This is a genomic window from Dyella soli (assembly GCF_054482295.1).
On record NZ_JBTFFU010000001.1, the window covers coordinates 1923447 to 1937651 of the forward strand.

At 68.4% G+C, this 14205-nt stretch carries 11 protein-coding genes; 5 read left to right on the forward strand and 6 right to left on the reverse strand.

The features are described from left to right. Window positions 1-34: 34 nt before the first annotated feature. From purL to xerD, 3 genes are all read right to left on the reverse strand, one after another. Window positions 35-3895, reverse strand: coding sequence for a phosphoribosylformylglycinamidine synthase (gene purL / locus ACXU4B_RS08905; RefSeq protein WP_131409692.1), 3861 nt, complete (start codon window positions 3893-3895; stop codon window positions 35-37). Between the two features lie 166 nt (window positions 3896-4061). Next, window positions 4062-4811: a DsbC family protein gene (locus ACXU4B_RS08910; protein ID WP_131410497.1), complete on the reverse strand. Its 750-nt coding sequence runs from the start codon at window positions 4809-4811 to the stop codon at window positions 4062-4064. Between the two features lie 116 nt (window positions 4812-4927). Continuing rightward, a complete protein-coding gene (gene xerD / locus ACXU4B_RS08915) occupies window positions 4928-5839 on the reverse strand; it encodes a site-specific tyrosine recombinase XerD (protein ID WP_131409694.1) in 912 nt (303 codons plus the stop codon). A 62-nt stretch (window positions 5840-5901) separates the two neighbouring features. Here xerD and ACXU4B_RS08920 point away from each other — a divergent pair, with 62 nt between their 5' ends. The 3 genes from ACXU4B_RS08920 (at window position 5902) to ACXU4B_RS08930 (ending at window position 8537) form a co-directional block, all read left to right on the forward strand. Continuing rightward, entirely contained in the window at window positions 5902-6405 is a 504-nt protein-coding gene (locus ACXU4B_RS08920) for an RDD family protein (protein WP_131409696.1), read from the forward strand. A 40-nt stretch (window positions 6406-6445) separates the two neighbouring features. After that, window positions 6446-7195 carry a class I SAM-dependent methyltransferase gene (locus tag ACXU4B_RS08925; RefSeq protein ID WP_131409698.1) on the forward strand — a complete coding sequence of 250 codons (750 nt, stop codon included), beginning with the start codon at window positions 6446-6448 and terminating at the stop codon, window positions 7193-7195. An 88-nt stretch (window positions 7196-7283) separates the two neighbouring features. Next, on the forward strand, window positions 7284-8537 hold the full coding sequence (locus ACXU4B_RS08930; RefSeq protein ID WP_131409700.1) for a polyhydroxyalkanoate depolymerase: 1254 nt from the start codon (window positions 7284-7286) through the stop codon (window positions 8535-8537). Between the two features lie 40 nt (window positions 8538-8577). On the opposite strand, the gene ltaE is transcribed toward ACXU4B_RS08930, so the two are convergent. The 3 genes from ltaE to lptF form a co-directional block, all read right to left on the reverse strand. After that, complete coding sequence (ltaE, locus tag ACXU4B_RS08935) at window positions 8578-9597, reverse strand: low-specificity L-threonine aldolase (protein ID WP_131409702.1); 1020 nt, start codon at window positions 9595-9597, stop codon at window positions 8578-8580. A gap of 177 nt (window positions 9598-9774) precedes the next feature. After that, complete coding sequence (gene lptG, locus ACXU4B_RS08940; protein ID WP_131409704.1) at window positions 9775-10878, reverse strand: LPS export ABC transporter permease LptG; 1104 nt, start codon at window positions 10876-10878, stop codon at window positions 9775-9777. Next, window positions 10875-11972, reverse strand: coding sequence for an LPS export ABC transporter permease LptF (gene lptF, locus ACXU4B_RS08945; RefSeq protein ID WP_276322570.1), 1098 nt, complete (start codon window positions 11970-11972; stop codon window positions 10875-10877). Before lptF ends, lptG begins: the two co-directional genes overlap by 4 nt. A 218-nt stretch (window positions 11973-12190) precedes the next feature. On the opposite strand from lptF, the gene ACXU4B_RS08950 reads away from it, so the two are divergent. After that, window positions 12191-13690 (forward strand): leucyl aminopeptidase, encoded by a 1500-nt coding sequence (locus ACXU4B_RS08950; protein WP_131409708.1) that lies wholly within the window; start codon window positions 12191-12193, stop codon window positions 13688-13690. 70 nt (window positions 13691-13760) lie between these two features. Beyond that, window positions 13761-14183, forward strand: a complete 423-nt coding sequence (locus ACXU4B_RS08955) for a DNA polymerase III subunit chi (protein WP_131409710.1) — start codon at window positions 13761-13763, stop codon at window positions 14181-14183. Window positions 14184-14205: the final 22 nt, after the last annotated feature.

Genomic DNA, 14205 nt, shown 5'->3' on the forward strand with positions numbered 1-14205 from the left:
AACCCATGCAGGTTTCCGGCGTGGCCGCGGTTCATCAGCCGCACCACGCCCGTGCATTGCGGAACATGCGCATCCACGGCGAATCCTCGCCCCACTTCTCCGGATGCCAGCTCATCTGCACGCTGCGGAACACGCGCTCGGGATGCGGCATCAGGATCGTCGCGCGGCCATCGGCTGCGGTGAAGCTGGCGAGGCCGCCGGGCGATCCGTTCGGGTTGAGCGGATAGTCTTCGGTCGGCTTGCCGCGGTTGTCGACGAAGCGTGCGGCGCCACCGGCCTTGGACGGGCTGCAACTGTAGGGGAAGCTCACGCGGCCTTCGCCGTGCGCCACCGCCACCGGAATGCGCGAACCGGCCATGCCCTTGAAGAAGATGCTCGGCGAATCGAGCACTTCCAGCGTGGCCAGGCGCGCCTCGTACTGCTCGGACGCGTTGCGCAGGAATTTCGGCCAGTGCTGCGCACCGGGAATGATGTCCTTGAGCTGGCTCATCATCTGGCATCCGTTGCAAACGCCCAGCGCGAAGCGCGAGGTGTCGGCAAAGAACGCGCTGAATTCCGCGCGCAGGTATTCGTTGTAGAGGATCGAGGTGGCCCAGCCGCGACCCGCGCCGAGCACGTCGCCGTACGAGAAGCCACCGCACGCCGCGAGGCCGCGGAAGTCGGCCAGCTTGATGCGGCCGCTGGCGAGATCGGACATGTGGACGTCCACTGCCTCGAAGCCCGCGCGCGTGAACGCCGCGGCCATTTCGACCTGGCCATTGACGCCCTGCTCGCGCAGCACCGCCACGCGCGGCCTGGCACCCCTGGCGATGTACGGCGCGGCGATGTCCTCGGCCGGATCGAAAGTCAGCTTCGGGCTGATGCCCGGGTCGGCGTCGTCAAGGCGCCACTCGTTTTCCGCGTCGGCGGTGAGCGGGTTGTCGCGCAGGCGCTGCATCGCGTAACTGGTTTCGTTCCAGGCCTCGAACAGCGTGCGCCAGTTCCACTTGAAGACCGTGTCGCCGTTGTGGAACAGCTTGATGCCCAGCTTTTCTTTGGGACGGCCGATGCGATAGGCCATGCTGGTGAGGCCATGCTTGACCAGCAGCGCCTCGAGCGCCTCGCGGTTGGCCGTGGCCACCTGCAGCACCGCACCGAGCTCTTCGTTGAACAGCGCGCGCAGCGTGGCTTCGGCCCAGCCGTCGAGCTGGATTTCCAGGCCGCAACGGCCCGCGAAGGCCATTTCCAGCAGCGTCACGATGACGCCACCGTCGGAGCGATCGTGATAGGCCAGCAGCAGGCCGCTCGCATTGGCCTCCTGCACCAGCTCGAACAGCGACCTCAGGCGCCTGGCATCATCGAGATCCGGCGGCACGCCACCGCCACGGTTGAAGACCTGGGTGAGCGCGGAACCACCGAGGCGATCGCGGCAGGCGCCGAGGTCGAGCAGCCACAGCTCGGAATCGCCGCGATCCAGCCGCAGCTGCGGCGTGAGCGTGCGGCGCACGTCGGTGACGCGGGCGAAGCCGGTGATCACCAGCGACACCGGCGAGATGGTGCGCTGCTGGGTGTCGCCGTCCTTCCACACCGTCTGCATGGACAGCGAGTCCTTGCCCACCGGAATGGAGATGTCGAGCTCCGGGCACAGCTCCATGCCCACGGCCTTCACCGCATCGAACAGCGCGGCGTCTTCGCCCGGATAGTTCGCTGCCGCCATCCAGTTCGCGGACAGGCGCACTTCGCCGAGCGAGGCGATCGGCGCCGCCGCCAGATTGGTGATGGCCTCGCCCACGGCAAGGCGCGCCGCATCGGCACTGCTCAGCAGGGCGACCGGCGCGCGTTCGGCCATCGCCATCGCTTCGCCGGTGTAGCCGTCGAAATCGGTAATGGTGACCGCGGCGTCAGCCACCGGCACCTGCCACGGCCCCACCATCGGGTCGCGCGCATTGAGCCCGCCCACGGTGCGGTCGCCAATGGTGATGAGGAAGCTCTTGCTGCCCACCGTGGGCAGGCGCAGCACGCGCAACAAGGCCTCGTCCATGCCGATGCCGGTGAGGTCGGGCACCAGGTCGATGCGCGGCTTCAGGCGCGTGGCATCGCGGTGCATGCGCGGCGGCTTGCCGAACAGCACGTCCATGGGCAGGTCGATGACGCTGATGTCGGTGCGCGGGTCGTGCACGACCAGGCGGCGCTCGGCCGTCGCGTCGCCGACCACGGCATACGGGCAGCGCTCGCGCGCGCAGTACGCTTCGAACTCGGCCAGGTCCCCGGCACCGATCGCGAGCACGTAACGCTCCTGCGACTCGTTGCTCCACACCTGCATCGGCGACAGCGACGGGTCGTCGCACGGCACGCGGGAAAGATCGATGCGGCCACCGACGCCAGCGTCGTTGAGCAGTTCCGGGATGGCGTTGGACAAGCCGCCCGCACCGACGTCATGCACGCTGACGATGGGGTTCTGGTCGCCGCGCGCCCAGCAGCTGTCGATCACCTGCTGGCAGCGGCGCTCCATCTCGGCGTTGTCGCGCTGCACGGAAGCGAAATCGAGCTCCTGGCTCGAGGTGCCGGAAGCCACCGACGAGGCGGCGCCACCGCCCAGGCCGATCAACATGGCCGGACCGCCCAGCACGATCACCTTGTTGCCCGGCTGCACGTCGCGCTTCTGCACGTCGCTGGCGCGGATGTTGGCCAGGCCGCCGGCGATCATGATCGGCTTGTCGTAGCCGCGGCGCACGCCGGCTTCGCCGGTTTCGTGCTCATAGGTACGGAAATAGCCGCCCAGGCACGGACGGCCAAACTCGTTGTTGAACGCGGCCGCGCCCAGCGGGCCGTCGCGCATGATCTCGAATGCGGTGGCCATGTGCGGTGGCAGCGGACGCTCCACTTCCCATGGCCGCGGCTTGCCGGGAATGCGCAGGTCCGACACCGAGAAACCGGTGAGGCCTGCCTTCGGCTTGGCGCCGCGACCGGTGGCGCCCTCGTCGCGGATCTCGCCGCCCGCACCGGTGGCCGCGCCGGGCCACGGGGCGATGGCGGTGGGATGGTTGTGCGTCTCCACCTTGATCGCGTACTCGACGCGTTCCGGACGCGAGCGCCACACGCCGTCGGTGCCGGCGTAGAAGCGCATGCCCTGGTACCCCTCGATCACGGCCGCGTTGTCCTTGTAGGCGGACAAGGTATGCGCCGGCGAGTGCTGGTGCGTGTTCTTGATCATGCCGAACAGGCTCTTGTCCTGCGCCACGCCATCCAGCGTCCAGCTGGCGTTGAAGATCTTGTGGCGGCAATGCTCGGAGTTGGCCTGCGCGAACATGAAGAGTTCGGCGTCGGTGGGGTCCCGGCCGAGTTCCGCGTAGCGTTCGGCGAGGTAATCGATCTCGTCGTCGGCCAGCGCCAGGCCCAGCTCGGCGTTGGCCTTGGCCAGCGCGCCCCGGGCATCGCCACCCAGCGCGACATGCACCAGCGGACCCGGCTCGCCGGCGAGGAACAGGCCTCGCGCATCATCCAGGCTGGTCAGCACCGACTGAGTCATCGCATCGTGCAGCACGGCCATCACGGCGTCGTGTTGCGGCGCGCCCGCTGCCGGCAGGCCGGCGACCTGCCAGGCGACGCCACGCTCGACCCTGCGCACGTCGAAGCCGGCGCCATGCAGGATATCGGTGGCCTTGCTCGACCACGGCGAAATGGTGCCCAGGCGCGGAACCACCCACAGCGACGCCGCTTCAGGCGTGGCGTCCTTGGCTTCCAGCACTTCCAGCAGGCGGCGGCGCTGTTCGCCCTCCGGCATGCGGGCGGCGTCGATGAAATAAACGAACCACGATGCCTGCACGCGCGTGCCACGGTGAATGGCTTCAAGGCGCGCGTTCAGGCGTTCGAGGCGAAAAGGCGAGAGGGCGCCCTGCCCGTCGAGTGCGATCATTCGGGGAACGGGAGCTATGCGAAAACGCCTATTGTACCCCAAGGCGGGTCAACACTACCGCGACGCAACATGCCGCACGCCCGGACCGACCCCGCGCCGTCGATGCAGGCCCGGCGAGGGGACAAGTCACTGATTGCATTGCCGACGCCGCAAGGGCGCCGGGGCGTCAGCCGCCCTTGCCGAGCAGCTGCAGCATTTGCTCCGGCGTCACGTAGCCGCCGAGCAGGCTGCCGTCTTCGGCAATGATGGTCGGGGTGCCGGTGACGCCCAGCTTCACGCCGAGCTCGAACTCGTCCTTGACCGGATTGGCGCAGCTGTTCGCCTTCGGCGCCTTGCCCTGCTTGGCGGCGGTGAGCGCCGCCTTGCGGTCCGCGGCGCACCACACCGACACCATCTCGTTGTAGGTCTCGGTGTTGCGGCCGGCGGGATTGGTCACGCCGTCGCGCGGCCAGGCCACGTATTCCACCGCGATGCCGGCCTTGTTGAAGGCCGCGATGTGCTCATGCAGTGCGCGGCAATAGGCGCAGTTGACGTCGGTGAACACGGTGACGCGATAGCGCGGATTGGCCGGCGCAAACACGATGCGCTCGGACGCCGGCAGCTTGGCCAGCTCGGCCTTGCGGAACTGCGCCCAGCCGTCGTCGCTGATGTTTTTCTTGGACGTCAGGTCCAGCAGGTCGCCATGCATCAGGTATTTGCCATCGGCACTCACGTAGACGAGCTGCCCCGAGGCAATCACCTGGTAGAACCCCGGCATCGGCGCCGGCTTGATCGAATCGACGCTCACGTTCGGCGCCAGCGACAGCACGGCCTTGCGCACGGTGCTTTCCGGGCTCGCCGTCGCGCCGTCACCGGCGGCGCAGGCGTTGAGCGCAAACCCGCTGACGCACAGGGCCAGCAACCACTTCTTGAACATCGCAAACCTCTTGGGCATGCGTTTCCACGCGGGAAACGCCGGGGGCTGCCATTCTCGCACAGCGCCATGAACCGTTCCGCCGGCCATTTGGCACCCCCGAAGCGCGATCGCCGCGGCTAGCCGCGCGGATGATGCTGCGCGTGCAGGCGCTTGAGGCCTTCCTTCGCCACCAGCGTGTAGATCTGGGTGGTGCTCAGCGCGCTGTGGCCCAGCAACATCTGCAGGGCGCGCAGGTCCGCGCCGTGGTTGAGCAGGTGGGTGGCGAAGGAATGCCGCAGCACATGGGGCGAAATGCGCCTGGATACGATGCCCACCTGCACGGCGTAGCGTTTCACCAGCGTCCAGAACATCTGCCGCGTCATGCCTTCGCCGCGATTGCTGAGGAACAGCGCCGCCGGCTGGCGTCCCTTGGCCAGCTGTGGCCGCGCGCCCGCCAGATAGGCCTCGATGCGTTCCGCGGCAACCTCGCCGATCGGCACGAGGCGATCCTTGCCACCCTTGCCGGTGACACGGACCACGCCCTGGCGCAGGTTCAGCGACGCAAACGGCAGCTCCACCAGTTCGGAGACGCGCAGGCCGGAGGCGTACATCAGTTCCAGCATGGCGCGGTCGCGCAGGCCCAGCGTGGTGCCGAGGTCCGGCGCATCCAGCAGGCCTTCGATCTCGCGCTCGGCCAGCGCCTTGGGCAGGCTGCGCGGCATCCTGGGCCGCTCGATCAGCAGCGTCGGATCCTCGAAGCCGGGCTCCGTACGCGCGAGAAAGGCGTAGTAGCGCCGGAATGCCGACTGCCGCCGCGCCAGCGAGCGCACCGCCATCGGCTGGCTGCCGTGATAGGCGGACAGATGCTGGCGCTGCGCGGCGCGCAGCCCCAGGCCGTGCGCCGCCAGCCAGCGCGCCAGCGACTCCAGGTCGCGGCGATAGGCTTCAAGCGTGCGGTCGGCCAGGCCATCCTCGGACCAGACCCGCTCGACAAAGGCGTCGATGCTGCGGCGATCCGCTTCGGCGATACTTGGTGATTGCTCCTGCATGGACGCGATGCTGGCCGCCGGCTGCCTCGCGCGCAAGCACTCCCCGCCAACGGTTGCCATCGATGAATGCCTACACCCCTGCCGCCGTCGTTTATTGCCCGCTGTGGCGCCGACTGCTCGCCCTGGTCTATGACCTGCTGGCGGTCGTCGCGATCGTGATGGTGGTCGGTTACGTCTGCCAGCGGCTCACTGGCGGCAACCTGATCAGCACCGACGGCCAGGTGCAGATCGCGTGGTGGTATCGGCCGCTGCAGGCGCTGGTGGTGGCGGCGTACTTCGTGGCGTCGTGGCTGCGTGGCGGCCAGACGCTCGGCATGCGGCCATGGCGCATCCGCATCACCGCGGCCGATGGCGGCCGGCTCGCGCCGGCGCAGGCGCTGGTCCGCCTCGTGGTAGCGGCGCTGCCGCTACTGTTGCTGGAACTGGCGCCATGGGTCGGCCTGCGCGGCGCGCTGTGGGCGGTCGCGACGGCCTGGGTCGGCGGACTCGGCTGGGCGGCGATCGATCCGCAGCGGCGGGCGTTCCACGACGTGGTGGCGCGCACCCAGCTGCGCCGCATGGGCTGATCTTCACGGCGGGCTGAGCTCACTCGGGCAAGATGGCGCCATGCCGCGTCCTGCCCAGACCAGACCCACGCAAGCCCAGTTGCAGCAGGTCAACGCGGGCTTCTACGACATGCTCTGGAGCGGATCGCGCCTGACCGATCCCTGCCGCTTCAACACCTGGCCGCTGGTGCGCGAGCTGAGCCTGGCGCTGCCCCGTCGGCTCGAAGTGGCGCCGGGCCTGCGACCGCGACTGCCGCTGGATGGCACGGTTTTCGTCGATCTCAGCCACTCGGCGCTGGCCCGGCTGCATGCCCGCGGAGCCCGCGCCGCCCGCGGCGTCATCAGCGCCCTGCCCTGTGCCGATGCGGGTTTCGACCTGGTCTGCGCGCTCGACATCCTTGAACACGTAGTGGACGACGACCAGGCCCTGCGCGAGCTGGCGCGCGTATCGGCGCCCGGCGCCTGGATGCTGCTGTCGCTGCCGCTGCACCCGGCTGCCTGGACGGATTTCGACGAACTGGTCGGGCACTACCGCCGTTACGAACCGGAGGACATCGCGCGGCGGCTGGCGACCCATGGCTGGCGGATCGAGCGCAGCGCGATCTACGGCATGCAGTCTTCGTCGCCCCGGCTGCTCGGCCTGGCGCAGCATTACCTCACCCGGCAGCCGGAACGGGCCACCTGGTGGTACGACCGGGTCTTCATGCCGCTGGGTCTGCGGCTGCAGCGGACCCTGCACTGGCGGCCCGGGCTGGGCACCACCCAGGGGGTCGATGAGGTGCTCCTGCTGTGCCGTCGCGTAAGCGACTGATTCAACAGGACTGAGACGATGCGGCAGTGCAACAGGACGCCCGCAAACCGGGTAAGATGAGGTCTTCAGACGCTCCCGGTTCGACCCCATGCTCTATCAGATCCATGAGTGGCAGCGTGCCTTCCTCGGCCCGCTGAGCCATTACGCCGACGCCAGTGCCAAGATGTTCAGCGACCTCACCAGTCCGCTCTCGCACATGCCGGGAGCGCAGCGGCTGGCGGCCGGGTACGAACTGCTGCACCGGCTGGGCAAGGAATACGAGAAGCCGTCCTTCGATCTTCCGCAGGTCACCGCGCACGGGCAGGAAATCGCCGTGATCGAACGCGTGGTGCTGGACAAGCCGTTTTGCCAGCTCAAGCGCTTCAAGCGCTTCAGCGACGATCCGGAAACCATCGAGCAACTGAAGACCGATCCGGCCGTACTGGTGGTGGCGCCGCTGTCGGGCCATCACGCCACGCTGCTGCGCGACACCGTGCGCACGCTGCTGCAGGACCACAAGGTCTACATCACCGACTGGGTCGATGCGCGCATGGTGCCGGCCAGCGCAGGCCCGTTCCATCTCGACGACTACGTGGCCTATATCGAGGAATTCATCCGCCACATCGGCGCCAGCCAGCTGCATGTGATCTCGGTGTGCCAGCCCACCGTGCCGGTACTGGCCGCGGTATCGCTGATGGCCGCGCGCGGCGAGGAAACGCCGCTGAGCATGACCATGATGGGTGGCCCCATCGAGCCGCGCAGCAACCCCACCGGCGTCAACAACCTGGCCACCACGCGTCCGCTGAGCTGGTTCAAGGGCAACGTCATCCACACGGTGCCGTCGAACTACCCCGGTGGCGGCCGCGAGGTGTATCCCGGCTTCCTGCAGCACGCCGGCTTCATCGCCATGAACCCCGGTCGCCACGTGAATTCGCACTGGGATTTCTACGAGAACCTGCTGCGCGGCGACGAAGACGACGCCCAGGCACACCGCAAGTTCTACGACGAGTACAACGCCGTGCTCGACATGCCGGCCGAGTATTACCTCGACACCATTTCCACCGTGTTCCAGCAGTTCCTGCTGCCACGCGGGCTGTGGGACGTGGCAGGCGAACGGGTGAAGCCCGAGGCGATCACCCGCACCGCCCTGCTGACCATCGAAGGCGAGCTGGACGATATCGCCGGCCTGGGCCAGACCGAGGCTGCCCACGACCTGTGCAGCGGCATCCCTGCCGATCGCCGTGCGCACCGCGTGGTCGAAGGCGCCGGTCACTACGGCATCTTCAGCGGGCGTCGCTGGCGCCAGACGGTTTACCCGCAGGTGAAGGATTTCATCCGCAAGTTCGATCGCGCCGCGAAGTGATCCGGCGCGCCCCGGCCCGGGGTCGGTGCGAGGCGGCGGCTTAGCCGCGCGCGAAGAAACTGCGGAAGGCCTGCACGGTCCGCGCGATGCCTTCGTCATCGACGTCCAGGTGCGTGACCAGCCGTAGCGTCGGCAGGTAACCGATGCTGATACGCACGCCGGCCTCGCGCAGATGGACGTCCAGTTCGCGCAGCCGGTCGGCCGGCACGTCGACGAACACCATGTTGGTGAACTGCCCCAGCAGCTTCACGCCGGGAATGACGCCAAGGCCGGCGGCGAGGCTGACGGCGCGGGCATGGTCATCGGCCAGGCGGGCCACGTGATGGTCCAGCGCATACTGGGCGGCGGCCGCCAGCATGCCGGCCTGTCGCCAGCCGCCACCGGCGACCTTGCGCCAGCGGCGCGCCTTGTCGATCAGCGCGGCCGAACCGGCCAGCACCGAGCCCACCGGTGCACCCAGCCCCTTGGACAGGCACACCGACACGCTGTCGAACAACTGCGCGATCTCGCGCGCCGGCACGTTGCTGGCCACGGCCGCGTTGAACAGGCGCGCGCCGTCCAGATGCAGGCCCAGGCCGCGCTCACGTGCAAAATCGTGCGCGGCACGCAGGTAGTCCATCGGCAACACGCGCCCGTGCCAGGTGTTCTCGAGGGTCAGCAGGCGCGTGCGCGCGAAATGCGGGTCCACCGGCTTGATCGCCGCGGCAACCTTGTCCAGCGGCAGCGTACCGTCACCGTCGTGAGCCACCGGTTGCGGCTGGATGGAACCCAGCACCGCCGCGCCGCCGCCTTCGAACTTGTAGGTATGGGCATCGGCGCCGACCAGGTACTCGTCGCCGCGCTCGCAGTGCGACATCAGCGCCAGCAGGTTCGACTGCGTGCCGGTGGGCACGAACAGGGCCGCCTCGAAACCCAGCTCGGCCGCGACCCGTCGCTGCAGTGCGTTGACGGTCGGGTCCTCGCCGTAGACGTCGTCGCCCACGGCGGCGTCCAGCATGGCCGCGCGCATGGCGGCGGTGGGACGGGTGACGGTATCGCTGCGCAGGTCAATCAGGTCCACGACGGTAGCTCGCTCCAGATGCAGACCCGAAGCTTGAGCCCTCGCCCGCAGCGGAGCAAGCGCCCTGCGCGAGCCGGGCTCGCCATGCCGCTTTGTTCGCCCGACTCGCGCAGGAACGCAGCTTTGCATCAGGTGCGCCGGCGGACCCGGACACCCGGGCGACCGCCGCCCTGCGCATCAGCCGTACTTGCGGAAGTACAGCCAGGCGACCAGGGCGAGGATCAGTGCGGGCAACAGGTTGGCCAGCAGCGGCGGCACGCCGTAGACGGTGCCGAAATTCACCATCGCCTTCTGCAGGAAATACCAGCCGATGGCCAGCAGCATGCCGATGAACATGCGTTTGCCCAGGCCGCCCGAGCGCAACGCGCCAAAGGCGAACGGCATGGCGCACAACACCAGCACCAGCACGTTCAGCGGATAAAGCGCGCGAGTCCAGAACGCCGAGGCATACACGCCCGGGTTCTGCCCGTTCTCTTCCAGGTAGTTGATGTTGCGTCGCAGGTCGCGCATGGGCAGGTACTGCGGCTGGATCACCGACTGCTCCAGCACCTGCGGGTTGAGATGCGATTCCCAGCGCTGGCTGGCTGCCACCGAAGAGTGCGTGCCCTGCTCATCGAGCGTGGTGCTGCGCACTTTGCTCATCACCCACTGGCGACCGTCGTGTTCGGCGGACTGCGCCCAGTCGAAACGGGTGACCTGGCCGTCCGGCGTCAGCGTGAACACGCGCACGTCGTGCAGTTGCACGGTGCTGTGCGTGCCGGTGCGCTTGGCCGTCCAGCCCTTGGCGTTGATGATGCGCTCGCCGTCGCGCGCCCACAGGCCCGAGCTGCCGCCCATGCCGACCGTATTGGACTTCAGGCGCAGCTGCATGGCCTGCGCCTGCTGGTCGCCCCACGGCGCCGCCGTCTCGCCAAGGATCACCACGCCCACGATGAGCACGGCCACCACGCCCATCGCCGAGAGCGCGATGCGCAGCTTGGAAAGGCCGCAGGCGCGCAGCGCCGTCAGTTCGTTGCTGCCGGCCAGGCCGCCGAGGCCCAGCAGGCCGCCGATCAAGGCGGCGTTGCCGAACATCTCGTACAGGCGGCGCGGAAACGTCACCAGCACGTAGATGATCGCGCTGGTCAGCGTGTAGCCGTTCTTGCCCACGTTGCCGAGCTGGCGCAGGAACTGGACCACCGCATCGAGGCCGGTGATCACCAGCCACACCATCAGCATCGAGGACAGCACCGTGATGCCGACCAGCCAGTCGACCCGCTTGATGCGAAGCGCGGCGATCATGCAGCCGCCTTGCGCGGCCTGCGCTCGATGTACTGGCTGCGGAACATCCACGCGGCGAGGCCGAACACCAGGAAGCTCACCATCCACATCGGTCCTGCATGGTGCCAGTGGCCCTTGATGATCTGCCCGCGGCACAACGCCAGCAGCAGGTAGTAAAGATAGAAGCTCAGCACGGCCAGCAGCAGGCGGCCGAAGCGCGGTTCGCGCGGCGTCGCCCGCGACAGCGGCAGCGCCAGCATCAGCAGCACCAGGGTCATCGCCGGCGCGATGGTGCGCCAGGCGAACTCGGCGCGCGCATCGCCCGTTTCCACGCGCAGCAGGGCCAGCGTGCCCAGCGAGTGCGCGGGATCCTCGTCACTGTTGTCCGACTGGATGCTGGACAGCGAGGCATCGTTGCGCTCGTACTGCATCTTGCGCCAGTTGTCGGCGCCCAGCGGAATTTCGTACTGCCAGCCCGCGTGCAGCGCCAGGAAGCGGCCATTGCCGTCGCTTTCCTGGTAGAGCTGGCCGGTCTTGCCGGTCACCAGCTTCACGTGCGGCACCTTGTCCTTGCCGACGCGCTCGGTGGCGATGAAGGTGTTGCCGAGCTGGCTGCCGTCACGGCTGAGCTGGTCGACGAAGATGATGCCGCCCTTGCCCGGCAGTTCGGTGAAGCGACCGGCATCGAGACCGGCGGCGATCACCGAGCGGTTGGCCGCGGCGACCAGCGCATCGGACGTGCGCGCCGCCCACGGTCCCAGCCACAACGACACCGTGCCCACGAGCAAGGCGACTGCCAGCGACAGGATGGCCATGGGGCGCAACAGTCCCGTCGCGCCCATGCCGGACGAGGCCAGCACGTGCATCTCGCTCTCGCGGTACATGCGGCCAAGGCCAAGCAGCACGCCCAGGAACGCCGACAGCGGCAGCAGGGTGGTCAGGCCGTCGAGCATGTTCAGGCCCAGCACCTGGAACATCACGCTGGCCGGGAAACTGCCGTTGGCCACCTGCTGCAGCACGTGCGCGAACGAGGTGCCGGACATGATGGCCAGCAGCACGATGGCGGTCGCGGCTACGGTCTGAGCCAGCTCACGCAGGAAATAACGGTCGAGGATGCTCAGAAACGGCCCTCACGCACACAATGGCCCGCGCCGCCCGGGGGTCGCGCGCAGGGCGGGAAACAACGCTGAAGTGTAAGGGCTATCACCCGGGTCATGGGGACAGGTTCTCGACATGCGATAACATAAAGGGCTTGGCGCCGCCCTTTCCGGGGTCGGCAAACCTCAAGTCTAGCCTGTCCGGGCCTTTCCGGACCTTTCCGCAGGACGTTTTCATGACTCTCCAGTTCAGCCTTGGCTCCGCCGCTCCCGAATCCGTCGACACCCCGTGCGTGGTGGTCGGCGTCTATGAGAACGGCGTACTCACCAGTGCAGCCGCCCGCGTGGATACCGCCGCGCACGGCGCCATCAAGCGCCAGGTGGAGAGCGGCGACATCACCGGCAAGGCCGGCACCACCGCCCTGCTGTTTGCGCCCGAGGGCGTGACGGCCAGGCGCGTGCTGGTGGTGGGACTGGGAACGCAGAAGACCTTCGACGGTGCACGCTTCCAGCGCGTGATCATCGAAGCGGTGCGTGCGCTCGGCCGCCTGCCCATCGACAGTGCCGCCTGTTACCTCACCGACGTGGACGTGCCCGGCCATGACGCCGCCTGGCGCGTGCGCACCGCCGCACTGGCCGCCGACTACGCCGCCTATCGCTACACCGCCACCTTCAAGCCCCGCGACAAGAGCGCGCAGCCGGAACTCGCCGCCCTCACCCTGGCCGCGGGCAACGATGCGCAGGCCGGCCTCGACCAGGCCGTCGCCATCGCCGCCGGCGTGCGCTTCGCGCGCGAGCTGGCCAACCTGCCGCCGAACATCTGCAATCCCGCCTACATCGCCAGCCAGGCCGAGCAGTTCGCGGGCCGGCACGACAAGGTGAGCTGCAACGTGCTCGACGAGCACAAGATGGCCGAGCTGGGCTTTGGCTCGCTGCTCGCCGTGGGCCGTGGCTCGGCCAACAAGCCCAAGCTCGTCGTGCTCGAATACAAGGGTGGCGCCGAAGGCGACAAGCCCTACGCGTTCGTCGGCAAGGGCATCACCTTCGACACCGGCGGCATCAGCCTCAAGCCCGGCCCGGGCATGGAAGAAATGAAGTTCGACATGGGCGGCGCCGCCGGCGTGCTCGGCGGCTTCATCGCCGCGGTGGAACTGGGCCTGCCGCTCAACCTCGTGTGCGTGGTGCCGGCGGTGGAAAACATGCCTGACGGCGACAGCTACCGCCCGGGCGACGTGCTGACCAGCCTGTCGGGCCTCACCATCGAAGTGCTCAACACCGACGCCGAAGGCCGCCTGATCCTGTGCGACGCGCTGACCTACACCGTGCAGACGTTCCAGCCGAGGGTGCTGATCGACGCCGCCACGCTGACCGGTGCGTGCGTCGTCGCCCTGGGCAAGCACGCCACCGGCCTGATGAGCAAGCATGACGACCTCGCCGCCGAGCTCGTCGCCGCCGGCGAGCAGACGCTCGACCGCGCCTGGCGCCTGCCGCTGTGGGACGACTATCAGGTGCAGCTGGAATCGGGCTTTGCCGACGTCGCCAATATCGGCGGCAAGAACGCCGGTGCGATTACGGCGGCCTGCTTCCTGGCGCGCTTCACCGAAGGCCAGCGCTGGGCGCACCTGGACATCGCCGGCACGGCATGGGATGAAGGCCGCAAGGGCCTGGCCACCGGTCGCCCGGTGTCGCTGCTGGTGCAGTGGCTGATCAACCAGGCCAGCCAGACCCAGAAGTGAGCCACGGGGGAAGGTGCCTGACGCCTTCCCCCCACTCGTCACTCCTCGTCACCCACTGCCCGGTTCGCCCATGCCCCGCGCCGACTTCTACCTGATCGACAAGCCGCGCTTTCGCGAACAGCCCCTGCTGCTCGTGTGCGAGCTGGCCAAGCGCGCGCACGCGACGCAGCAGCCGACGCTGATCCTGGCGCGCGATTTCGCGCAGGCCGAGGCGATCGACGAACTGCTGTGGGAATTCGACGAGGACGGCTTCATCACGCACCAGCTCGCCGGCGACGATGACGACGTGCATACCGCCGTCCTGATCGTGCCGCCCGGCATCGACACGCCCGATCGCCCGCTGCAGATCAACCTGCGCGAACAATGCCCGGCCGGCCATTGCGACCGGGTGCTGGAAGTGGTCGCCGCCGATCCGGCGGAGCGCGAGGGCTCGCGCACGCGCTGGGCCGAGTACAAGCGCCGGGGCTTCGAGGTCAACAAGTTCGACATGTAAGGCGGCAGCCGCGCCGGCCGCG